The organism is Ruegeria sp. BH6, assembly GCF_056538105.1.
Window position 1 is genome coordinate 18309 of record NZ_JBQFSR010000005.1, and the last position, 23791, is coordinate 42099.

A 23791-nucleotide genomic window follows, 5' to 3' on the forward strand; every position below is an offset into this window, starting at 1 on the left:
GAACGGCTTCATGTCAGCCTTGCGGTGAGTACCAAATAGGCGACGTATAGGCGCGCTCCTGCTGCTCCATGATTGCATCTTCCGGCAAGTTGAGACGGCCAAAGTAGGCCTCGTCGTAGGCCAGCCATGAGGGCGTCGGGATTTCCAGAACGCGCACGTAATAGTAAGCTCTCTGCGCAGGATCGAACTCGGGGTCGACCCAATGACCACCGAGGGCAGCTGAGCCAATGGTGTTTGTGTATTTCGCGCCCTCCACGGTGCTACCTACAGGAGGTAAGTTGCCCGCAGCGTCGAGTTCCCTTTCCCCGGCCCATGCCGCGTTGAAGACCTTGGTCCGTGGTTCGCCATCGGTGTCGACCCATCCCTTAATGATCTGGATACGATCGAGGTTAGCGCCGTCAGGATCTCGAAGTGCGCGGATCATCAGTTTCGGCGCGCCGCCTTCCGGCCCGGAGAAAAGATTGCCCCCCATCGGCACGCCCCGTGCATAACCCTCGGCAGCAAAGTTAGGGCGGTGGACCTCGTCGGCTTCAAAGTCCCAACCAGCGAAGACCCGGACAGTCATGCGCGGCCCGGTTGTCGCGTAAACTTCCTTGCGGTTGAACGCGTCCCAGATCGCTTCTCGCGTGTTTTCTCTCGCCCATGCCGCGGCCAGACCGGAAGCCAGTGTCTCATAGTGGCGCACGGCGACTTCTTCGCCAAGGAAATCAGGCTGGATAAGGAACTCGTCGTAGCGGTCTTCGCCGCTGCCTGGTTCACCGGCCGCGGCTTTTCCGAAGTAATTGTCCTCGCGCGCAGTCGCAAGAGAAGTGTGGCTGTCAGTTGCCCCGATCATCCCGAACTTGAACGGATTGACGCCTATTTCCTGCTCGTACTTCAACCCTCGCGCCAAAGCCGTCCGCGCGTACTCGCGCGGCAACATCTCGGGCAATTTCGACTCAGTCCCGAAATTACCCCGATCCCAGGTGTAGTAGTCCGCGAATTCGTCATTCGGCGACAGCATTGGGTGGGTTTCTCCATCGCCTTTGATTTGGGTGACTTCATAGAGTGGCTCCCACCGCATGCGGCGCTCCGCGTATTCTGCGTCAATTGGCTCACCATTCTCACGCACATCGTTGAACATCAGTCCGTTAGAAAGGTTGCCGTTGTGCGGAAAGGCCATGACCCGGCCGCCAGTGCGCACCTCGTAGGATTCCATCCAGTCCCAGAGATCTTCAGGATCGGAGCTATCGTAGTTGGAGAAGGGCACGATGTCAGCCACCTTGTCAGCGTTGTCGCGGAACATAACCACCCGGTGCAGATTGTTGGCATCCCGCGAGGACGTCCATTCGAAACCATGCAGAGCGGTAAAGACACCCGGTTCGTTGTAGTGCTCGGCGGTTTCGACAATCCGGTTGTAGAATGTTCGGGTCAGATCGTCGTCATCGAGCGGGTCTTTGTTGGCCATCATGGACTCACCCCATGTGACATAGGCGGCTAAAGAATCCCCGGCCTTGACCAACCGATGAACCTCCCGGCCCCAAGGGTTGGCCAGAAGCTGCGGGTTCGACTCCGAGATCATAGGTGCGAGGCCCAGATTCTCGGCATGATCCGCCACAACAAGGAAGTCCAGCGGACGTACCAGCTGGGCAAATTCACCTAGCGAGCCTCGGACCTTCTCTCCGCGCGCAAAGCGAAAAGCCTCGTCAGGGCCAAGCACGTTGCCTAGCATCCCAGCGTCAGTCGAGTAGGAAGTATGCAGATGGGTATCTCCCCAGAATACCCGATTAGGGAAGGACTGGTCGACAAAAGGCGAGAAATGCTTTTGACCCAGTTGGACATCCTCCGGATTGACGGCGACGTCGCCCACGTACGTTTGGGCGAAACCAGCGCCAGTCATCAGCGCGCTTAAACTAATGCTTGTCAGTATCGATTTCATCGTCACGTCGCTCCCACTTCACCCTCACCGAACGAACGTAACACGAAGGTTCGGCGAACGAAAACGATGGAGGTGAACGCCAGGTCGCCACATTTTTGAGCGACCCACGTGCAATAGTCCAATACCCGCTCAAAATCGTCGGTCGCAGCGTGTCAACCTAGCAGCTGGTTCGGTCTTGACCCGGTCGTCTGTGGATTTGTGTCAGGTGACTGGAGTGCGGTGTTTGGCGGCCATTCGACCACCTTGTGCAATTGGCTGGAAATTGTAACTCTCGCAGGACCGCACTCTAGGAGATCCAGTTAATGCCCCTTACGCATATCAAAAACTTCGTGGCTAGCGCTCTGGTCGGTGGCTTTGTCGCCGTCGCATCTGCTGCCAATGCCGTCGATTGTAGCGTTGAAGCAATTCCGAATCTCCCCGATGTCAGGATTTTGAGTGCAGAGGTAGTGCCAAATCCGGCGGCACACTGCCGAGTTGTCGGTGAAATCGGTACTGAGACCGGATTTGAACTGCTGCTTCCGGACGACTGGAACGGAAAGTTCATAATGGGCGGAGGGGGCGGGTTTTCCGGCGACTTCAACAATGCGGCATTTTTGGCGGGGAACATTCTCGGTGAAGGATGGGCGACTGTCACAACGGATACAGGCCATAAGGGCAACAACGGCGACGCAAGCTGGGCGCTCAACAATCTTGAACGGCAAGTAAATTTTGGGTTTCAAGCGGTGCACCGGACGGCTGTCACCGCGAAGGCGATCATCGCCGAGTTTTACGGATCGGAAATCGAACGAAATCTGTTCTATGGGTGTTCCCGCGGCGGCGGTCAGGCCTTGATGGTGGCGCAGCGGTCGCCGGACCTGTTCGAAGGGATTTACGCCGGTGCCCCAGCCTATTCCTGGACGCAGGAACTTGGCGGTCGCTGGTTGTATGACGCCATGAACATGTTCCCCGATCCGAACCAGATTGTTACGCCGGTACTCGACGTCGATGCCCAGGCGCTGATCGGGAATGCAATCATGGACGAATGCGACGCGATAGACGGGCTTGAGGACGGGATATTGAATGACCCGCGTCAGTGTACTTTTGACGTTTCAAGCCTGCAGTGCGGGGACGGTCAGGCGAACCAGTGCCTGAGCGAGAAACAGGTCCGGGTTGCGGTGGACCTCTACCGCGAGGTGGAGTTTGGCGGCTCGTCATGGCCGGGCATGCCTATGGGCGTGGAATTGCCCGGCAACCCGCTCGGCTGGTCATTGTGGAACACCGGCGGTTACGTCGAGGGTACAGACGTCGACTTTCACCCCGGCGAAGAGAACGCGGAGGAAGTGTTCCCTGCCCCCCCTATGCCGAACGCGACGTGGGGTTTTGCCATGGGGATGTTCAGGTACTTTTTCCTCAGCGATCCGGATTGGACTTACGAGGGTTACGATTTTTCGGATTTCGCCCATCATGCCGCACGCGTCAGCCCGACGCTCGACGCCGATGATCCGAACCTCTCCGAGTTTCGGGGCAATGGTGGAAAATTGATAATCGACAACAGCTGGATGGACGGATCGATGTCCGCATACGGCACCATAGACTACTACGAAAAGGTGCTTGAATTTGATCCGGCTGCGAGCGAGGACGTGCGTTTGTTCGTCCGTCCTGGCGTCACCCATTGCCGGGGCGGGCCGGGACCGGACGGTACAAACTACATCGCTGCGCTGGAAGAGTGGCTGGACACAGACTTAGCGCCAGAACACCTTGATGCACCTTATGTCAATCCGGTCACACGTCAGCCTACCGGTCAAGGCGGACGGATCATCTGCGCGCACCCGACCGTTGTGACGTATGACGGCTCTGGCGATCCGAGTTCCCCAGACAGTTTCAGTTGCGAGATACCGGAGTGAGATATTTGAGCTGAACCCATCGGGATGCCTGGGCTTCAAGTCAATGAATTATTTGTCGTTGTTTCATGGGTCTGAATACTGGGGCACTGAGGGTCTGGACCCGAGGGAACTGTGTGGTCCGGGTGTTTTGATAAAGTTGTACGACCTGTTTGAAGCAACTTCGCTGCGTCTGCGTCAGGTAGCTTCGTCCGCAAACCAGTCATTGGTACCAAGCGCAGCTAATGTCTGCTTTCGGCCCTGGCTTCAGTTTAGGCATGTCTGCTTCTGGCTGTCCGCAGCCCTCCGGCACAAGCGTGCCAATTGCGGGAAAATCCGCAAGACATCTTCAGCGCTTTTCAACTCTGGGTCTGCCATTCGTCCCAACGCGGTCATTAATTTAAGCAGCTAGGGCATGCGTAAAATTGGCCTACTAGATTCTTAGTTCCACAGACGTTCGGCAAAGGCCAAATCCTGCTCCCGCAACCAGCGTCAGAAAATCTCAGAACAGCCCGGTCACACTACAATTGATCCCCAAGATCAATCGCTTAACACACTCAACCCGTCAGAACCATAAAACATTGGGGTGAGAGCTTAAAATCCTGCTCCCGTAGCTGAGAAAAACCCCGCCGGAGCGGGGTAAATCAGCGAAACAACACGCCAGAGCTTAATGCATGCAGCAGAAAGCGCCGTGCTTAACGTCTTTCATCATCGTGTCGAAATCCTTCCCGCGCATTTCAATCAAAGTTTGGTGGTCTCCAGCTTCGAACCAAACCCTGTCGAGGCCAGTGAGACTGTTGTCCACAACAGTCGGCAGATCATAGGCATCGCCTACAGGTGGTATCGCGCCAAGGGCGCAATCATCAAACAATTCGCGCATTTCGGATTCAGGAGCTAAACCAAGGCGCCGATCCATCATCGATTGCAGAGCAGTGAGGTCGACCTGATGGTTGCTGGGCAGCACTGCAAGTATGGGCCCCTCTTCCATGTGAATTAAGACGGATTTGGCAAGGTGGTCGCCGGGAACATGTGCCGCTTCTGCACATTCGCTTGCAGTAGCGGCATAGGGATGCGGGACAGTATCAAACGGAAGCCCCTGGGAGTCCAAATGGTGTTTCAGACGAGATGCAATAGTCATGGTGCCCTCCATTTCATAGAAGGCGTCCCGGACGCGAAGCGTGTCACGGTGCGCACCCAGGGCGCAATTTTGTGTATGAGCTCATATTGTGCGCCCAATCAGTCGATCCGGCAAGGGGGGTGCAGTCGCAATGATCAACCCTGATGTAGGCTGTTCAAGTATTAAAGAAGGTTGTGAGGGCTCTGCTTGCCTTGTTTGTTGCGGTGATGAGGTTGCCATGCATATCTAACACATGGCTCTTGGCGTCCTAATCGTATGAGACGACAACGCGTGTCAAAAAAATTTTTGCAGCCTGCCCCTCGCTCTTCCCGACACGCCTTAATCGGGACGAGGCGCGGCGAGATTGTCGATATACTTACAAACTTAGGGCCCGAAGCCTGATACTGAACCAGTCATGCCTGTTTAAATTTGACTAGTTTGAGCATTTATTTGGCTTCAAGCACCTTTCGCGCCACACGGAAGCATTCCAGCGCCTGGGGTACACCGCAATAGATGCCGATCACGTGGATGATGGCCCTGATTTCCTCCTTCGAGACGCCATTGTTAATCGCGCCTTTGCAGTGGATTTCCCATTCGTGCATCTTCCCCAACGCGCCGATCATCGACAGGTTCATCATCGATCGGGTCTTGGCGTCGATCACGCTGTCGCCCCAGCCAAAGCCCCAGCACCAGGCTGTCATGGCCTCCTGAAACGGGCGCGTAAAGTCATCCGCGGACGCCAGGTTCTTTTCTACATATTCGGCCCCGAGCGTGCCTTTGCGTTGCTCCAACCCTTTGAGGAACAGGTCTTCGTCGAAAATGTCTGCCATTTGGGGCCTCCGGTTCTTTAGCGCGTCAGACGATGTTTGTAGAGGTGATCATAGTGCGGTTTCATCCGGCGATGCACCTGTTTGACCCGATCTGGCGCCTCTTCGATTGAAACATATTTGCGAGGTTGCGGCGCCAACCCGGTCGAGTTCGCGAGATTGGCGTGAAACGACCCGCCATCCCACCAGCTATGTGCCGAAGGATCGCCACCGGCTTCCCAGGTCAAGGCGTCTTCGATAAAAGGAATGCCCACTGCGTCACAGAATTTCTCTGTCATTGCACGGGGGTCTTCCAGCAGATCATCGCTGTCAATCACAGGCGGAGGGGTGCCGTTCAGGGCGGTTAGCAAGTCGAATAAGGCGCGCTGTTCGGGGAAGCCAACCTCTCCTTCTGCGAAGTCTGGCCAGCGCTTGAACATCGAGGTGATCGTTTTGGCCGGGTCGCGGATCAGGAAGGCATGATTGAAGTGGGACAGGAATTCGGCATCCCACATATGGTTGATGTAGTGCGGAAAGTCCTTGATGAAGACCGGCGCATTTTCGGCTCGGGCTTTGATGCCCTGCCACACTTTCCCAAGCGTCAGGCCGGGCGTTGTGACATCCCCCGGTTTGAACCGGTGCCAAAGTGGGTCTTCTCCCTGATACCATGCCTCGCCGAAGGGTTCGTGCAGGCAATCCAGATCGCCGCGCTGGCGCATCATCCATTCAAAGGCCGTTGAAGTGGATCGGGGCACCGCCCAGAGCGCGAGTATTCTGTGCATGGGTTTCAGCCCTCTTTGATCTACAGGCTTTTCAGAAGCCGACCCAATGGTGTCGCGGGCCGCAAGTCAAGGGATCTGAAGATGCGCCAATAGAGCGCGATGTCGTGGCCGACTACAGGTTTACCCAAGGCGGCCTCCAGATCGTCTACCAAATGCAGGGGGCGTTGTGGCAGATCGTTCGGACCCGTGCGGAAATTGCACATACCGTTGATAAGGATCGCATCGGCATTCGGGGCTTGCTCGGCAACGTATTCGAAGCTTTTGAGCGCCAGATCGCCTTCAAAGACCCAGCGATAGCTGTTCACATCATCTTGGCTGGCAAACCATCCCTGATCATGGAAATTGCCGGCATACAAAACATCGAACCCGGCTTCTTGAAGGAACCCGACTGTGCCTTGCCACCATTCCGGCCAATGGTAGGCAGCGTTCAACGCCACCTTCTCCACATTCATCTCGTGCAGCGCTTCGATCATGGCGTATCCTGCCATATGAAACTGCGTGCCGTATTTGTCGGACAGATCCGCGCAATGCTGTCGTACGCCTTCAACGCCCAGCCCGCAGGCATGCACCCAGTTCGACCCGACCTGACCGCACACATCGACGCCGTTTCGGGACATGCAGTGGACAAAATCCTCAAGCACCCCGAAATTCTGTTTTCGCTGATCCAGCCCATGCACATAGTCGGGGACATGCAGCATCCAGCCATGTACCCCTACGGTGCCCGGGCTGATGCGCAGGAAATCGGATGGAGCCGCATCGAAGTCGAACGGTGGAGAGGTAAAGCCCACCTGATGCGGAAATAGCTTGTGCTCCGGTCGCCAGTCTTCGGGCATCAGCATGGGTGGATCACCTTGATCATCAGTCCACCGCCTCACGCATCCATTGTTGTAGCCGGGCAATCGAGTGTTCCGACATCACACCGCATCGGGGATCCAGCACCAGTGGACCAGGACGATAGCCACGGGATTTCAGGCCCAGGTGAACGCTTTCGACCAGTTGGATATCTTCTTCGACCGTGGTTTCACGATCCTGCACGGCCAGTTGCCGGATCACCGCACTTTCCGACCCGCCTTCGGTATACCAGCCGCGCCAGACGGTGCAGTGATCGGCATCGACCGCGCGCCAGTGGTAAGTATTCAGCACATTGCCCGGGTAGCATTGGAATGAAAACATCGGCCACAGGAACCACGACTGATAATCACCTGCATGAGGCACCGACATGTCGATGGGATAGGTCATCTTGTCGAGGCTCTGGCATTCCGTCGTGTGGCGCAGCACGTAGCCGCCGCTTGGATCGGGTTGAATGTCATAGGTCTCGGGTTTGACCACGCCTTCGGCAAAGGTCGGGTGATTGGTTGGGCAGTGATAGCATTCCGAGTAATTCTCGATACTGACCTTCCAGTTGCAGTTCTCGGGTATCTCGACCCATTCCAGCGGTTCCAGATCGTCGATGTGAGGGACGAAGGCGCGGATTTCTTCGCGCACGCCGGGGTACCATTCATCCATTGGCGCGGCGTCATCGTCGAGATTGACGAAGATGAAGCCGTTGAACACTTCGGTCCGGACAGAAGTCAGGCAGATGGCGCTACGGTCAAAGCCGGGGACGGATTTGATGTTGGGCCCTGCGCGCAGCTGGCCGGACAATTCATATGTCCACGCGTGGTAGGGGCAGACGACGACGCGGGTGTTTCCGGCGCCGGTGACCATCTCGTGCGCTCGATGCTGACAAACGTTGTAAAAGGTGCGGATTTCTCCGTCGCGACCCCGAATGCAGAACAGGTTCTGCCCGGCAATCGTGAAGGCAAAGTAGTCCCCTGCTTCGCGGACTTGCGCCACGTGTCCGGCCAATTGCCATGTTCGGGCCAGAAGGCCCTGCATCTCTTGCGTGAAAATCGCAGGGTCGGTGTAGTATCGCGCATCAAGCGAACGTGTCAGCGGGGCGTTCATTCGGGCTCCTCTGCGTAAAGGCCAAGCTGGTGCCTGCGTTGATGAAACCGTTCCACCCGCTCGACAATCTCATCGCTGGAAACGGCGATCACAAAGGACAGCAGCGTTTCCAACAAAGCGATTGTCGATACGGAGGACGGGAAGAATTGCGGCGTGTCAGCAGCGACGACAAAGCCATGCTGCGCGTTCAGGATTACTGGGCTGGCGGGGCTGTCGGACAGGCCGATGACAGTCAGGCCCTGCTGCCGCGCCAGTTTAATTGCGTCGATCACTTCGGTCCGGTAGGGGTGGCAGGTGATGGCGATCAGCACATCCTGTTCGTCGGCCCAGGCCAGATCGTCGACCGGGGTCGAGCCGGGGCGAGGGATGGCGTGAAATTGCTTCATGCCCGTAGAGGCCAGATAGGTAAAGTTGCGCGCGTTCGCGTTATTGACGCCAACGCCCAGCGTGAAGATCTGGCGACAATTCCAGATATCCTCGGCGGCGGCTTTCAGTCGGTCGGCGTCGATTCCGGCAAAGGTGTCTTCGATGTTGCGGATCGCGGCGCCGATCATATCGGCATAAAGGCCGCCCAGCTCCCCCGACTTGCCAATGGTCTGCAACCAGCGCGCGCGATCGGGAAACGACACGGTGCCTTGGCGAATCGCGTCGCGAAATGGGGCGCGAAAATCCTCGTAGCCTTCGAAGCCCACCTGCCGAGCCATCCGCACGAAGGTGTTGGGTTTCACATTGGCAGCCTCGGCAATCTCGCGCACGGTCGAAACCCCTACATCAGTGGGGTTTTCCAGCACGTAACGCGCGGCTTTCTGTGCCTCGGGCGTCAGGGCGTCCCACTCTTCGGTGAGGCGGTCGAGAACGATTGATGATACATTTGTGTCATTCATGATTGACGATGGTACATTTGTGGAATTAGCCTGTCGAGCAGAAACGCGACTCGGGAAGAGGAAAAATCATGTCCGAGAAGAATCTGCCGTCACATGCCCGCGTGGTGATCGTGGGCGGAGGTGTCATGGGGGTCGGTCTGGCCTATCATCTGGCGCATGAAGGGTGGGGCGAGGATACTGTCCTGCTGGAAAAGGCTGAACTGACCAGCGGCAGCACCTGGCATGCGGCAGGGCAGATCACACATTCAACATCGAGCTTTGGGCTGGGCAAATGTGTGGACTACAACATCGGTTTGTATTCAGGTGCGCTTGAGGCAGAGACCGGCCAGCCGGTGACATGGCATGGCTGCGGATCGTTTCGACTGGCCTATACTGAGGATGAGATGGACTGGTTGCGCCACACCCTGTCCGTTGGTCGCTCGCTTGGGTTCAATACCGAATTAGTCGGCCCCGAAAAGGTGGCGGAGCTGCACCCGTTCTACAATCTCGACGGCGTGTTGGGCGCGCTGCATACGCCCGACGATGGCCATGTGGACCCGACCAACGTCACCATGGCGATGGCAACTGGCGCGCGTCAAAAGGGTGTGCGCATATTCCGCAACTGCCGGGCCACCAACATTACGCAGGTCGGCAATGGCGAATGGGTGGTAGAGACCGAACAGGGCACCATAACTTGTGAACATGTGGTGAACGCGGGCGGCACCTATGCCCGTCAGATGGGCGAATGGTCGGGGCTACAACTGCCCATGACTTCGATGACCCACCATTACTTCGTGACCGAACCGGTGCCGGAGTTCCAGAACCTGGACACCGAACTGCCGGTGATCCGCGACGATCGCAAAGTCTCGGGCTATATTCGGATGGAGCAGCAGCGCGGACTAATCGGGATTTACGAAAAAGAGAACCCGAACTCGGTCTGGCATGATCATTGCCCCTGGGAATACGAAAACTGGTTGTTCGATGCGGACTACGACCGGGTGATGCCGTGGCTTGAAGAAAGCCTGAACCGGATGCCGATCTTTGCTGAACTGGGCATTCAGCGCGACGTACATGGCGCGATTTCGCATCCCCCCGATGGCAACCCGTTGATCGGCCCTGCGCCGGGTGTTCGGAACTATTGGTGCTGTTGCGGAACGCAGATCGGCATCGGCTGGGGGCCAGGTCTGACCCGTGAGCTGGCGCGCTGGATGGTGCATGGGGCGGCGGATATTTCGATGCGCGAATTCGACCCGCGCCGGTTTGGGGCGTATGCCAACAAGGACTGGCAGGTGATCAAGGCTGAGGAAGACTACTGCCTGCGCCATGAAATCCCTTTCCCGCATTTCAATCGCCTGGAAGGCCGCCCGATCAAGCCGTCGCCGCTGTATGAACTGCTGAACTCCAAAGGCGCGGTGCATGAGGAGGTGTATGGTTTTGAGCGCCCCCGCTGGTTCGCACGGGACGGGGTCGAACAGCGCGATCACTATTCCTTCCGCCGCACACCGGCAGACGACATGGTCGCAGCTGAGGTCAAAGCGGTCCGCGAACGCGTCGGTATCATGGATGTCACCGCTTTCACCAAGGTCGAGGTCTCTGGCCCGGACGCCTATGCCCTGCTGGACCGGTTGACCGCCAACCGGATGCCGCAAAAGGTGGGCTCGATCACACTGACGCATATGCTGAACCGACGCGGGCGGATCGAATTGGAGACGACGATTGTCCGCATGGCAGAGGACCGCTTCTATCTGGTCTGTGCAGCTTTCTTTGAACAACGCCTACTGGATCATCTGGCACACCAGTGCGCTGATGAGGATGTGCAGATCACCGCGCTGTCCGCCGACTGGTCGGCCCTGTCGCTGAATGGCCCCCGATCGCGCGACGTCTTGTCCCGCTGCACCGATGCGGATTTGAGCAATGCCGGTTTCCGCTGGCTGTCGGCGCAGGAAATCACCATCGCGGGGCACAAGTTCTGGGCCTTCCGCATGTCCTATGCCGGGGAACTCGGCTGGGAGCTGCACATGCCCAACGCCGCCTGCCTCGACGTCTATACCGCGCTCTGGACCGCTGGCGAACCTCATGGCATCGCCGATTATGGCAGCTTTGCCATGAACGTGATGCGGATGGAGAAGGGCTTCAAAGGTGCGGGTGAGTTGACCAACGAGGTCACTCTGGCCGAGGCTGATGTGCTGCGCTTTGCCCGTACGGACAAGGAGTATCTGGGCAAGGACAAGACCTTGAATTCTAATCTGCCCTGGATTTGCGCCTATCTCGAGATTGAACCCGACGGAGAGATCGACGGTCATGGCGGTGAAGCTGTCATGCTGGATGGCCGCGTCGTGGGCTCGACGGCTTCGGTGGCTTATGGCCATACGGTCAGTAAGATTCTGGCCTTTGCCTATATCAAGCCCGAGGCCGCAACCTCCAGCACAGCGTTGCAGGTCGTGATCCACGGCAAACCCCGCGCGGCCCGCGTGTTGGATGAACCTGCCTATGACCCCGACAGCCTGCTGCCCCGTACCGACGCCATGCTGGAGACTGCACAATGAGCCTGCCCGATACAATGAAAGCTATGGTCACGATGGGCCATGGTGGCCTTGAACAAATGGTATTGCATGAGGACTGGCCGCGCCCGGAACCCGCCGCGGGCGAGGTGCTGATCAAGGTCGCCGCCTGTGGTTTGAACAATACCGACGTGAACACACGCTCGGGTTGGTATTCCAAAACGGTGAAGGATGCGACAACGGGTGGCGCGTTTGAAGAAGTGGGCGAAGATGACCCGACTTGGGGCGGCGCGCCAATCACGTTCCCTCGCATTCAGGGCGCCGATATCTGCGGTCAGATCGTGGCCGTCGGCGATGGTGTCGACAGCGCCCGAATTGGTGAGCGCGTGATCACCGATGGCTGGCTGCGTGATCCGCACGATCCAGGCGACAAGGACAAAACCGGATACTATGGGTCCGAGCGGGACGGCGGATTTGCCGAATACGCCACGACGCTTGCGGTGAATGCGGTGCCGATCAAATCAGACCTCACGGATGCGGAGTTGGCGACGTTTTCCTGCTCGTATTCGACCGCCGAAGGCATGCTGACCCGCGCCAACGTGACCGACAAGGACACCGTGTTGGTGCCCGGCGCCTCGGGTGGCGTTGGTGGGGCACTGGTGCAATTGGCCAAACGGCGCGGCGCGCGTGTGATCGCAATGGCGTCCGAGGCCAAGCATGCAGACGTCGCCGAATTAGGTCCCGACAGGATTTTGCCCCGTGCGCCGGAAAATCTTCGCGCGGCTTTGGGCGCAGAAAAGATTACCGTAGTTGCCGATGTGGTCGGTGGCCCCTATTGGCCGAACCTGATCGACAGTCTGGAACGCGGCGGGCGCTATACTTGTTCGGGTGCGATCGCAGGACCGATGGTCGAGTTTGATCTGCGTACTTTCTACCTGCGCGACTTGACCTTCACAGGTTCGACCGTGATCGACCCGCAAGTCATGCAAAACCTCGTGAAATACATCGAGGCCGGAGAGATCAAGCCTGCGTTGGCGGCTACCTATCCATTGGAAGAATTGCGTGAGGCACAGGCGGCCTTTATCGCCAAACAACACACAGGCAACATCGTGGTGATCCCGTGACAATGGACGACGTTCTAGAGGCCGCCCGGCAGCTGCATCAATCCCACCCTGATCTTTCGGGTTTTGGTGCCTGGCCTGACGATCTTGTAGCGACAGGTTTGGAACCAAACCAAATCCCGGCAGTGGAGTTGGTTCAGCAAACTGAATTCCCGACCGGCGACGCCACGCAATCCCTGTCCGATGCGATCAGGGCAACCGCACATCTGGCGCAATGGAAGCACACCTATACCGAAGAAGAGGTCGGGGCCGATTTCCTAAACCGCTTCGGCTATTATGAATTGTTCGGGCCAACCGGGCATTTTCACTCGACCCAATTGCGCGGCTACGTCGCCTATTGGGGGGCAGGTTTGAATTATGATTGGCACAGCCATCAAGCAGAAGAGCTGTATTTGATCGTAGGGGGCGGGGCGAGTTTTCGCATCGAAGGGAACGAAACCTATATCGGTCCCAACCAGACACGCCATCACCTCAGTTGGCAAAGCCATGCGATGACCACAATAGATGAGCCGATCCTGACCTTCGTTCTTTGGCGCGGCGAGGGAATGGGCGATTTGCCACGAATGGATGCCGCATGAAGATTACCCGTGTGCGCGTGTTCCAGACCGGTCTGCCTTATGTGGGCGGTGCCTACGTTTGGGGGGCGGGCAACGCGATTGAAACCGCAACTGCGTCAGTCGTCGTCATCGACACAGATGCGGGTCTGCAGGGGTGCGGAGAATTCACGCCTTGTGGTGAGAACTATATGGTTGCGCATTCCGAAGGCGTCGCCGCGCTGGCCCGGTTAGTTGCTCCGTCGCTGTTGGGCGAGGACCCGCGACAGGTGGGGCGCATCGAACAGCTTATGGATCATTTGATTCAGGGACATGGGTACGCAAAGGCTCCGTTTGATGCCGCGTGCTGGGACATTCTGGGGCAGGCTTGTGATCAACCGGTTTGGATGCTGCTGGGTGGTAAGCTGACCGACGGCGCGCCGATGTATCGCGTCGCGCCTCAGAAAGCGGTTGATGAGACGGTCGCCGAAATGAACCGGTACCGCGAGCAGGGGTACCGGCAGTTTCAGATTAAGGTCGGCAGCGACTGGGTCACGGATATTGACCGTATCCGGACGACACTGCCTTTGCTTCAACCTGGTGAAAAGGCGATGGCCGATGCCAATCAGGGCTGGCGCGTTGACAACGCGATCCGGGTGGCGCGCGCAACGAGCGATCTGGATTACATTCTGGAACAGCCCTGCCGCACCTATGAAGAATGCCAGCAGGTACGCCGCGTGGCCAAGCAACCTATGAAGCTGGATGAATGCCTGACTAGTATGCACATGGCGCAGCGCATCGTCGCGGATCGCGGGGCCGAGATCTGCTGTCTCAAAATCTCGAACCTTGGTGGGCTAAGCAAGGCGCGGCGGGTGCGGGACTATCTGGTCGAAAACCGCATTCCGGTGGTCAGCGAAGACACCTGGGGTGGGGAAATAGCCACCTCGGCTGTCGCCCATTTTGCTGCCTCGACCCCGTCCGACTACCTGCAAAACACGACCGATCTGATGAACTACAACACGCGTTCTACCGGAATCGGCGGACCAATGTCGCGGAATGGCAAGCTCTACGCCTCGGATGTACCAGGAATGGGTGTAGTGCCCGATTTCGAAAGCCTCGGTGCGCCTGTTGAGGAGTTTAGATTATGAGACCGCAAGCTGTTGCAACCCAAATGATTGATGACGCGCGTGTGCGGGTGACGCGCTTTGAATTTGCCCCCGACGCTGAAACTGGCTGGCACCGTCACGCGATGGATTACGTCATCATGGCTGTCACCGATTGCCAGATGCGGTTGGAGTTGCCCGATGGAACGGCCAACGAAGTGACGGTTCTCGCTGGAACCGCCTATCGCCGCGACGAAGGGGTGGAACATAACGTCATCAACGCTGGGGATACCCCCATGTCCTTTGTCGAGGTGGAGTTGAAATGAAGATCACCCGCCTTTCGGTCTATCACGTCGATTTGCCGTTGGAGCATCCCTATTGGCTGTCTGGTGGGCGGCTGAAATTCGACGTGCTAGATGCGACGCTGGTTAAGGTGGAAACTGATGCCGGGCTGATCGGCTGGGGCGAGGGCACTCCTTGGGGTCACACCTATGTGCCTGCGCATGGGCCGGGCATTCGCGCAGGCATTCAAACCATGGCGCCGTTCATTCTGGGCCTTGATCCGCGACGAGTGCTGGATGTGGAACGGGCAATGGATACCGCGCTGCCCGGACATCTCTATGCCAAAAGCCCGATCGACATGGCGTGCTGGGACATCGCAGGTCAGGCGGCCGGCCTGCCGATTGCTGATCTGATGGGTGGGGGGTCGCGGACGCCGCGTCCGATTGCATCCTCGGTCGGGGCCAAGACTGTGGAAGAAACCCGTGAGGTCATGGAGCGGTATCGCAACCGCGGCTACGTTGCCCATTCGGTAAAGATCGGCGGTGACGTCGAACGTGACATTACTCGTGTGCGCGACGTGGAGAGCATTCGGCGACCGGGTGAGATCGTCCTATATGACGTCAACCGAGGCTGGACCCGGCAACAGGCCCTGCAAGTAATGAGCGCCTGCGAGGATTTGAACGTCATTATTGAACAGCCCGGTGAGACGCTGGATGATATTGCCGCGATCTCGGGCCGTCATGCCTCACCCGTGTCGGTAGATGAAAGCCTGGTCACCTTGCAGGACGCTGCGCGGATTGCCCGTGACGGGCTGGCCGAGGTGTTCGGGATCAAACTGAATCGCGTCGGCGGTCTGACCAAAGCAGCTCGGATGCGAGATATCGCTCTGGCGCACGGGATCGACATGTTCGTGATGGCCACTGGCGGCTCGGTTCTGGCCGATACCGAGGCACTGCATCTTGCCTCTACCATCCCGGACGACAATTGCCACGCGGTCTGGGCTTGTCAGGATATGATCACGGTTGATATCGCCGCCGGGCGCGGGCCGCGTAACATCGAAGGTCACCTGCACCTTCCGGAAACACCGGGGCTTGGTGTTCATCCCGACGAAGAGGCGCTTGGCGATCCGGTTGGAGTTTATCAATGAGGATCACCAAGATAATGCTCTGGTCCGTCGATCTGACCAGTCACGAGACCTACCACATGGCCGAGGGTAAGACCTGTGCCACAGTTAAAACCCATGTTCTGTGTCTGGAAACGGATACCGGCCTGAAAGGTTGGGGCGAGGTCTGCCCGATCCCCCATTACCTGCCAGCCTTTGCTGATGGCGTGCCGGGGGCGGTGGCGGAAATGGGACCGCAGATCATAGGGGTTTCCCCGTTTGGGGTCGACGCACCGATGCGTAAACTGGACGGGTTCTTGCAAGGGCATCTTTATGTCAAATCCATTGTTGACCTCGCCCTGTGGGACCTGTTTGGCCAGGCCACGGGCCAACCGATCTATGCTTTGCTGGGCGGGCGGACGCGGAAGGACATGCCGCTCTATCATTCGATCACCTGTATCGCGCCAGACGATATGGCGCGGATCGCCAAAACCGCTTATCAAACCGGCATTCGCCAGTTTCAGGTCAAGCTGGGGGTTGAGGGCGACTGGCAGGCCGATGCGGCACGTCTGATCAAAGTGCGTGAGGCCGTGGGACCGGGCCCTCTCGTCTATGGCGACTGGAACTGTGGCGCGTCGCGGTTGCAAGCCACACGCACGGGGCGGGCCGTTGCGCATCTGGACGTGATGCTGGAGCAGCCTTGTAAAACGCTGGAAGACTGCGCCGCTGTGCGACAGGCCACCGGCTTGCCGATGAAGATTGACGAAAACGCATTTGATCTGGCCTCGCTCATGCGGGCGCATGAACTGGGGTGCATGGATGCAGTGGCGTTGAAATTGTCCAAATTTGGCGGCTTGTCGGCCATGCGCCGCGCGCGGGATCTGACCGTTCATCTGGGGGCAGATATTTGCGCCGAATGCACCTGGGGGTCGGATATTGTTACGGCCGCATCGTTGCACTTTGCGGCGTCGACGCCGCACGGATCATTGCTGAATACCTGTGACCTGTCGACCTATGTGGCCCCTCGACTTTGCCAGGATGCACCAAATCGTGAAAACGGCCGGATTGCTCCGCCCGAAGGTTCAGGATTAGGTGTTTCACCTGACCCGGAAGTTCTTGGTTCCCCGATATTGGAGATCGTTTGAGATGCTGAAGATAGGCACACAACCCGAATGGATCGACCGCGCCAATGCAGTTCTACCCGCCGGAGGGTTTGGCAATTTTGATCCTGGCATCATCATTGCCAGCGGCGAAGGCAGCCGTGTCTGGGATGAGGACGGCAATGAATATATCGACTATCTGATCGGGTCGGGGCCCATGCTGTTGGGTCATGGCCACCCCGAGGTGATGGAGGCCGTACTGGAGCAATTGCCCAAAGGCATGACCTTCTTTGCCAACAACGCCAAGGGCATTGAACTGGCCGAGGCGATCATCGATGCGGTGCCTTGTTGCGAACAGGTGCGGTTTGTCGCCTCGGGCGGAGAGGCGGACATGTATGCGATCCGTCTGGCCCGCGCCTATACGGGGCGCAGCAAGATTCTGAAATTCGAAGGCGGCTATCACGGCATGAGCGCCGAGGCGCAGATGAGTCTTGCGCCCAGCCGGCAGGTCAACTTTCCGCAAGCCGTGCCAGACAGTGCCGGTATCCCTGACAGCGTGGCCGAACAGGTGTTGGTTGCCCCTTTTAATGACCTTGAGGCGGTGGCCGCCCTGTTGGACGAACACAATGACGTCGCTGCGATCATGGTTGAGCCGTTGCAACGGATCGTGCCGCCTGAACCCGGTTACCTGCAGGGCTTGCGCGATCTGTGCGACAAGCACCATGTTCTTCTGATCTTTGACGAGATCGTCACCGGGTTCCGCCTAGCCTATGGCGGCGCGCAGGAAAAATACGGCGTGACGCCCGATATCTGCACTTTGGGCAAAGCTACAGGCGGTGGCTTCCCTCTGGCCGCGCTGGGTTCCAGCGCCGAAATTATGAAGCATTTCAACAAGGCGCAGGTCGGCGAAGAAGGCTGGCTGATGCAGTTGGGCACTTTGTCTGGCAATCCGGTGGCTTCGGTTGCAGGTTTGAAAACCCTCGAGGTTTTGCGGCGCGACGGCGTTTATGACCAGCTGCGCGCAACTGGGTTGGCATTGCAGCAGATGCAGGTCGACGCGCTGACCAAAGCGGGTATTCCGCATCAGGTCGTCGGAGATGAAACGCTGTTCGATATCTATTTCACCGATAGGGCTTGTCGCGACTACCGCAGCGCCAGACATGACGATCCACAACGAAATACCCTCTACAACGATACGTTGCGCGCAAATGGGATCTTCAAATCTCCGGGCAAGCTGTATCCGTCATTGGCCGTGACCGAAGCCGATCTGGAACAGACCCGGGCGGCTGTTGAAAAAGCTGTACAGGCGATCAGTGCAGCCTGAACGATTGATCTGAAATGAAATGGGCCGCTGTCAAAATATGACAGCGGCCCTAACCGATTAGTGATTTGGTGCAGTCTCGCCCCCTCGAATACCACTTAAGCGAATATACTGAAAAAACTTTCGACTTTATCGAGATCGCCCCTTCACCACATCGGTATGAAACCTTGATGCCAGATCGGAATGCAATCTACAGTGAAGTAATTCACATTACTCAAATTTTTCTCAACTTCTCCAATCGAAGAAGCCCGGACCTGCTTGTTTCAACAGTGTTTGTGCCATGACGCGGCCCATCTCGGGGCCGTCGGAAATCGTGCCCGTTTGGTCTTCGGCAATCGCCTCGGACCCATCGGGGCGCAGCACTTCGCCGCGCAGGCGCAGTTGTCCGCCTTGCACTTCGGCAAGACCCGCGATGGGGGTTTCGCAGGACCCGTCCAGGGCCGCCAGCAGGGCGCGTTCAGCGGCCAGGCGCTGACCCGTCTCGGTATGGTGGATCGCTTCGAGCATACCCGCTGCACGGGAATCGTCGCTACGACGCTCGATACCGATGGTGCCCTGCGCAATTGCGGGCAGCATGTCCTCGGGGGCGATGGCCGTGGCGGGAACCTCGGCCATGTTCAAGCGGCGGATGCCTGCCATGGCCAGAAAGGTGCAGTCCGCCACGCCGTCGGCCAGTTTTTTCAGGCGGGTCTGCACATTGCCGCGGAATTCCACAACGTTCAGATCAGGTCGCCGGTTCAATAGCTGCGCCCGACGGCGCAGGGAGGAGGTACCTACTACCGCGCCCTGCGGCAGATCGTGGATCGAGGTCAGGCTGGGCGAAATAAACGCGTCGCGCACATCTTCGCGCGGCAAGAACGTGTCCAGTACCAAACCTGTGGGCTGTTCCACCGGCATGTCCTTGGTGGAATGCACTGCGATGTCGATATCGCTGCGCAGCATCGCCTCTTCAATTTCTTTGGTGAACAGGCCCTTGTTGCCGATCTCTTTCAGCGGGCGGTCCGCGTCGATCATGGCGCGGTTGTCGCCGGTGGTCTTGATCACCACGATCTCGAACGCCTCGTCCGGCAAGTCAAATGCAGTGCCCAGCCGTTGCCGGGTTTCGTATGCTTGCGCCAGCGCCAGAGGCGAACCACGGGTGCCAATCTTCAGCGGTGAGTCGGGGGAAGGCAGGGTCAGTGTCATGCGCCAAGCTTTAGTCGCGTCACATTGCCCTGACAATGGGGGGACACCTTGACAAATTGCCGCCGAAGGATGACCCGTTGCGACAAACCAGACGATTGGGGGCAAAGATGGCCGAGACAAAGAAACTGCTGCGGGCACTGGCGGGTGAGGTACAGGATGTGCCGCCGATCTGGATGATGCGTCAGGCCGGGCGGTATCTGCCCGAGTATCGCGCAACCCGCGCGCAGGCTGGGGATTTTCTGTCGCTATGCTATAACCCTGAACTGGCGGCCGAGGTGACGCTGCAGCCGATCCGCCGCTATGGGTTCGACGCAGCGATCCTGTTTGCCGATATCCTGCTGGTACCGCAGGCGCTGGGCGCGGATTTGTGGTTTGTCACCGGAGAAGGCCCGCGTCTGTCGACCATCACGCAAGCTTCGGAATTCGATGCGCTGAAACCGGTCGAGGATATCCATGAAACGCTGTCGCCGGTTTATGAGACGGTGCGCATCCTGTCGCGCGAATTGCCGTCCGAGACCACTCTGATTGGATTCGCGGGCGCGCCCTGGACCGTTGCGACATATATGATTGCCGGGCGCGGCACCCCGGATCAGGGGCCCGCGCATGCGCTGCGCGAGGAAAACACCGCTCTGTTCGAGGCACTGTTGGAGCGTATTACGCTGGCGACCATCGAATACCTCTCGGCGCAGATCGAGGCCGGGGCTGAAGTGGTCAAGATCTTTGACAGCTGGGCCGGGTCACTGAAAGGGGATGCGTTCCGGAAATATGCGCTTGAGCCTTGTCGTGTGATCACGCAGGCCATCAAGGAACGCCATCCCGGTATCCCGGTGATTGGTTTCCCGCGAGAGGCCGGGGATGGCTATATCGGATTTGCCAAGGCAACGGGTGTGGACTGTGTCGCGCTGGACAATTCAGTTTCGCCTGAATGGGGGGCCAAGCATGTGCAGGTGGATGGCTGCGTTCAGGGCAATCTGGCCTCGCCCCATATGGTGTCCGGAGGGCAGGCTTTGGTGGATGAGACGCTCCGGATTGTCGAGGCGTTCTCAAAAGGGCCACATATTTTCAATCTGGGTCACGGGATCACGCCGGATGCTGACCCTGCGAATGTGCAGCTGATGATCGATACAGTTCGCGGGCGATAATCGGGAAGGGGGCCAGCCCCCATCTTGGACTGTGGCCAATTCATCCCCCGAGGTATTTTTAGCCAGATGAAGAGGCGGATCGGCGAAGAGTTTCGAGCTCCGCCCGAATTTCCACACTGTGTTCGCCACGGGCCGGGCTTGGTTTCGGCGCCCACGCATGGTTGGAAAACCTGGGGGCGGCGGCGGCCTGGAGATCACCGTTGATACGCAGCCATGTGTTTCGGGCGGAGTTCATTTCATGGGCCTGTGCTTCGGTCGGGCTGAGAACCGGGGCGACACAGGCATCTGTTCCTGCAAACAGATTTGCCCAATGGTCGCGTGGCTTTGCGGCGAATATGGCGGCAAGGCTGCGGGTTTGCGCGGGCCAGAGTGACGGGTCGAACTGGGGCTGAAAAATCTTGTCGTCGGACAGGCCCATCTTTTGAAGGAAAAGCGCATAGAATTTGGGTTCGAGGCATTGGACCGTCACGAACCCGCCATCGGCACAGGCGTAGGTGCGGCTCCAATGGGGGCCGTCCAGCAGGCTTTGACCGCGTGCGTCAGACAGGTTGCCGGATTGGTTCAGGCTCATAAGCAGGTTCATCATATGTGCCGAGCCATCATAAATGGCGGCGTCGACTATGGTGCCTTGGCCCGTGCTCTGCGCGTTCAGAAGCCCGGCCAGAAGGCCAGCGACCAGATACATCGCTCCTCCGCCGATATCACCGACCAGTGTGGCGGGGGTTTGCGGCGGTTGATCGGGGGGTGATCCGTACCAGAGCGCGCCGGACAAGGCGATATAGTTCAGGTCATGCCCGGCCGTGTTCGACAAGGGGCTGTCCTGACCCCAGCCTGTCATCCGGCCGTAGACCAGCTTGGGGTTCATTTCGTGACAGGGTTCGGGACCAAGGCCGAGTTTCTCCATCACTCCGGGGCGAAACCCTTCGATCAGCGCATCAGCCGAGGCGATCAGCCGTTTGGTAACTTCCAGATCGCTCTCGTCCTTCAGGTTCAGATCAACCGACCGTTTTCCGCGATCCAGAACCGAGCGTTCCGGCATGCCAGGTGTTGCCGCCCGTACCTTGCGGTGGATGGTGATGACATCCGCGCCCATATCCGCCAGCAGCATGGCGGCAAAGGGGGCAGGGCCCAGCCCTTCGATCTCGATAATCCGAATACCGTTCAGCATTGCGCCCCTCCGTTTCGGCGCAGGGTTTCGACTTGTCCGGTGAATTGCAAGGCCGGAGTTACGTGCAATGGCGCCTTTCCCTACCGCAAAAAAGCGCAGGGCGGTGTGCGGAATTGACCTGTTCTGTGTCGGGCGGGCGAGGTAGGGTCGCCGCCAGAACGAGGAACCTGCATGACAACCATTCTTTCGATCAAGGATCTGCGCAAATCCTACGCCGGAGGGTTTGAGGCGCTGAAGGGCGTCTCGCTGGATATCGAGCAGGGGGAGATCCTGGCGCTGCTGGGCCCGAACGGGGCGGGTAAGACGACGCTGATTTCGACCATTTGCGGCATAACCACACCGACCTCGGGTTCGGTTGCGGTAGGCGGTCACGATATCCTGACCGATTTTCGTGCCGCACGCCGGATGATCGGGTTGGTGCCGCAAGAGATCGCGTTGGAGCCGTTCGAGAAGGTCTGGAACACGGTCCGCCTGTCGCGTGGTCTGTTCGGGTTAGGCCGCAATGATGCGCGGATCGAAGAAATTTTGCGCAAGCTGTCCCTGTGGGACAAACGCAAGAACGCGATCAAAGAACTGTCCGGCGGTATGAAGCGTCGCGTGCTGATCGCCAAGGCACTGTCGCATGAGCCGCGCGTGCTGTTTCTGGATGAACCCACCGCCGGCGTTGATGTCGAACTGCGCAAGGATATGTGGGAGATCGTGGCCGAACTGAAACAGGCCGGCGTCACCATCATCCTGACCACGCATTACATCGAAGAGGCCGAGGCCATTGCTGACCGTATCGGCGTCATCGACAAAGGCGAGCTGTTACTTGTGCAGGACAAACACACGCTGATGGCGCAGATGGGCAAGAAGCAGATCGAGGTGATGCTGACTGAGCCGATCCAGACCATTCCCGACAGTCTGGCGGCGCATAACCTGACGATGAATGGTAACGGTGATGCGCTGATTTATACCTATGACACGCATGCTGATCGTACCGGGATCACCACGTTGTTGAATGATGTGGCGCAGGCGGGGCTGGTGTTGCGTGATGTGCAGACGCGGCAGTCGAGCCTTGAGGAAATCTTTGTCAATCTGGTGTCCGGAGAGCCCGCATGAACTGGTCCGCCATTGCCGCCATCTACCGGTTCGAAATGGCCCGGTTCTTCCGCACCCTGGCACAGAGCTTTCTGTCGCCGGTCCTGTCGACTTCGCTGTATTTCGTGGTCTTTGGCACCGCCATCGGCAGCCGTATTCAAGAGATCGAAGGCGTGTCCTACGGTGCCTTTATCGTGCCGGGGCTGATCATGCTGTCGGTGGTGATGCTGGCGATATCCAATGCGTCTTTCGGCATTTATTTCCCCAAGTTTCTGGGCACGATATATGAGCTTCTCTCGGCGCCGGTGAACTTTATCGAGATTGTGATCGGCTATGTCGGGGCAGCCGCGACCAAGTCACTTTTCGTTGGGTTGGTCATCCTGGTTACGGCCTCTTTCTTTGTGGATTTGCGCATCGAACACCCGGTTGCGATGGCTGCATTTCTGATCCTGACCTGCCTCAGCTTTTCTCTGTTGGGGTTCATCATCGGTATCTGGGCCAGTAATTTCGAGCAGATGTCGCTGGTGCCGCAGCTTGTCGTGACGCCACTGATCTTTCTGGGTGGCACGTTCTATTCCATTTCGATGCTGCCGCCGCTTTGGCAGACGGTCACTTTGTTCAACCCGGTGGTCTATCTGATTTCGGGGTTTCGCTGGTCGTTTTATGGGCTGGCGGATGTTCCGATCGGGCTTAGCCTGTTGGCCATTCTGGCCTTTACCGGCCTGTGCCTTGGCATCATCTGGTGGATCTTTAAAACCGGTTGGCGCATTCGTAGCTAAGCCACAGAGAGGCGTTGCATTTTTGCCCTCTGGCCTCAGGAAATGTGTTCACGTCACGTCTATCGGTAAATCGGTCCCTTGT

21 protein-coding genes are annotated in these 23791 nt (G+C 58.2%); 12 read left to right on the forward strand and 9 right to left on the reverse strand.

All coding sequences use genetic code 11. The annotated features are described in order from the left end of the window. Positions 1-13: 13 nt before the first annotated feature. Positions 14-1918 carry a DUF3604 domain-containing protein gene (locus tag ACR0B8_RS11990; RefSeq protein WP_226689274.1) on the reverse strand — a complete coding sequence of 635 codons (1905 nt, stop codon included), beginning with the start codon at positions 1916-1918 and terminating at the stop codon, positions 14-16. A 302-nt stretch (positions 1919-2220) separates the two neighbouring features. On the opposite strand from ACR0B8_RS11990, the gene ACR0B8_RS11995 reads away from it, so the two are divergent. Then, on the forward strand, positions 2221-3801 hold the full coding sequence (locus ACR0B8_RS11995; RefSeq protein WP_226689275.1) for a tannase/feruloyl esterase family alpha/beta hydrolase: 1581 nt from the start codon (positions 2221-2223) through the stop codon (positions 3799-3801). 643 nt (positions 3802-4444) lie between these two features. On the opposite strand, the gene ACR0B8_RS12000 is transcribed toward ACR0B8_RS11995, so the two are convergent. The 6 genes from ACR0B8_RS12000 to ACR0B8_RS12025 all read right to left on the reverse strand — a co-directional run bounded on the left by ACR0B8_RS12000 (position 4445) and on the right by ACR0B8_RS12025 (position 9313). Further along, positions 4445-4915 carry an aminoacyl-tRNA deacylase gene (locus ACR0B8_RS12000; protein WP_170361221.1) on the reverse strand — a complete coding sequence of 157 codons (471 nt, stop codon included), beginning with the start codon at positions 4913-4915 and terminating at the stop codon, positions 4445-4447. Positions 4916-5340: 425 nt separating this feature from the next. Next, complete coding sequence (locus ACR0B8_RS12005) at positions 5341-5724, reverse strand: carboxymuconolactone decarboxylase family protein (RefSeq protein WP_170350759.1); 384 nt, start codon at positions 5722-5724, stop codon at positions 5341-5343. Positions 5725-5741: 17 nt separating this feature from the next. Next, a complete protein-coding gene (locus ACR0B8_RS12010; protein WP_170361223.1) occupies positions 5742-6482 on the reverse strand; it encodes a sulfotransferase-like domain-containing protein in 741 nt (246 codons plus the stop codon). 20 nt (positions 6483-6502) lie between these two features. After that, positions 6503-7321 (reverse strand): hypothetical protein, encoded by an 819-nt coding sequence (locus tag ACR0B8_RS12015; RefSeq protein ID WP_170361225.1) that lies wholly within the window; start codon positions 7319-7321, stop codon positions 6503-6505. Positions 7322-7340: 19 nt separating this feature from the next. Then, positions 7341-8429: an aromatic ring-hydroxylating oxygenase subunit alpha gene (locus ACR0B8_RS12020; protein WP_226689276.1), complete on the reverse strand. Its 1089-nt coding sequence runs from the start codon at positions 8427-8429 to the stop codon at positions 7341-7343. Beyond that, a complete protein-coding gene (locus tag ACR0B8_RS12025) occupies positions 8426-9313 on the reverse strand; it encodes a MurR/RpiR family transcriptional regulator (RefSeq protein ID WP_170350755.1) in 888 nt (295 codons plus the stop codon). Before ACR0B8_RS12025 ends, ACR0B8_RS12020 begins: the two co-directional genes overlap by 4 nt. Positions 9314-9381: 68 nt before the next feature. Between ACR0B8_RS12025 and ACR0B8_RS12030 the strand changes: the two genes are divergently transcribed. The 8 genes from ACR0B8_RS12030 to ACR0B8_RS12065 are packed head-to-tail and all read left to right on the forward strand — an operon-like array spanning position 9382 to position 18358. Continuing rightward, on the forward strand, positions 9382-11838 hold the full coding sequence (locus tag ACR0B8_RS12030; protein WP_480658604.1) for an FAD-dependent oxidoreductase: 2457 nt from the start codon (positions 9382-9384) through the stop codon (positions 11836-11838). Then, complete coding sequence (locus ACR0B8_RS12035) at positions 11835-12917, forward strand: alcohol dehydrogenase family protein (protein ID WP_226689278.1); 1083 nt, start codon at positions 11835-11837, stop codon at positions 12915-12917. The genes ACR0B8_RS12030 and ACR0B8_RS12035 overlap by 4 nt, the downstream gene beginning before the upstream one ends. Positions 12918-12919: 2 nt before the next feature. After that, positions 12920-13492 (forward strand): dimethylsulfonioproprionate lyase family protein, encoded by a 573-nt coding sequence (locus ACR0B8_RS12040; RefSeq protein WP_217356060.1) that lies wholly within the window; start codon positions 12920-12922, stop codon positions 13490-13492. Next, complete coding sequence (locus ACR0B8_RS12045) at positions 13489-14595, forward strand: mandelate racemase/muconate lactonizing enzyme family protein (RefSeq protein ID WP_226689279.1); 1107 nt, start codon at positions 13489-13491, stop codon at positions 14593-14595. The genes ACR0B8_RS12040 and ACR0B8_RS12045 overlap by 4 nt, the downstream gene beginning before the upstream one ends. Beyond that, entirely contained in the window at positions 14592-14876 is a 285-nt protein-coding gene (locus tag ACR0B8_RS12050) for a cupin domain-containing protein (RefSeq protein WP_226689280.1), read from the forward strand. The genes ACR0B8_RS12045 and ACR0B8_RS12050 overlap by 4 nt, the downstream gene beginning before the upstream one ends. After that, positions 14873-15979 (forward strand): mandelate racemase/muconate lactonizing enzyme family protein, encoded by a 1107-nt coding sequence (locus ACR0B8_RS12055; RefSeq protein WP_480658607.1) that lies wholly within the window; start codon positions 14873-14875, stop codon positions 15977-15979. The genes ACR0B8_RS12050 and ACR0B8_RS12055 overlap by 4 nt, the downstream gene beginning before the upstream one ends. Then, a complete protein-coding gene (locus ACR0B8_RS12060) occupies positions 15976-17079 on the forward strand; it encodes a mandelate racemase/muconate lactonizing enzyme family protein (protein ID WP_226689282.1) in 1104 nt (367 codons plus the stop codon). The genes ACR0B8_RS12055 and ACR0B8_RS12060 overlap by 4 nt, the downstream gene beginning before the upstream one ends. 1 nt (position 17080) lies before the next feature. Continuing rightward, on the forward strand, positions 17081-18358 hold the full coding sequence (locus ACR0B8_RS12065; RefSeq protein WP_226689283.1) for an aspartate aminotransferase family protein: 1278 nt from the start codon (positions 17081-17083) through the stop codon (positions 18356-18358). A 222-nt stretch (positions 18359-18580) separates the two neighbouring features. On the opposite strand, the gene hemC is transcribed toward ACR0B8_RS12065, so the two are convergent. Beyond that, entirely contained in the window at positions 18581-19540 is a 960-nt protein-coding gene (gene hemC, locus ACR0B8_RS12070; protein WP_170361241.1) for a hydroxymethylbilane synthase, read from the reverse strand. A gap of 107 nt (positions 19541-19647) precedes the next feature. On the opposite strand from hemC, the gene hemE reads away from it, so the two are divergent. Continuing rightward, a complete protein-coding gene (gene hemE / locus ACR0B8_RS12075; protein ID WP_170361243.1) occupies positions 19648-20682 on the forward strand; it encodes a uroporphyrinogen decarboxylase in 1035 nt (344 codons plus the stop codon). Between the two features lie 58 nt (positions 20683-20740). Here the strand turns inward: hemE and ACR0B8_RS12080 are convergent, their stop codons facing one another. After that, positions 20741-21850, reverse strand: coding sequence for a CaiB/BaiF CoA transferase family protein (locus tag ACR0B8_RS12080; RefSeq protein ID WP_226689284.1), 1110 nt, complete (start codon positions 21848-21850; stop codon positions 20741-20743). A 171-nt stretch (positions 21851-22021) separates the two neighbouring features. On the opposite strand from ACR0B8_RS12080, the gene ACR0B8_RS12085 reads away from it, so the two are divergent. Beyond that, positions 22022-22951 (forward strand): ABC transporter ATP-binding protein, encoded by a 930-nt coding sequence (locus tag ACR0B8_RS12085; RefSeq protein ID WP_226689285.1) that lies wholly within the window; start codon positions 22022-22024, stop codon positions 22949-22951. Continuing rightward, positions 22948-23709, forward strand: a complete 762-nt coding sequence (locus ACR0B8_RS12090; protein ID WP_170361250.1) for an ABC transporter permease — start codon at positions 22948-22950, stop codon at positions 23707-23709. The genes ACR0B8_RS12085 and ACR0B8_RS12090 overlap by 4 nt, the downstream gene beginning before the upstream one ends. Positions 23710-23791: the final 82 nt, after the last annotated feature.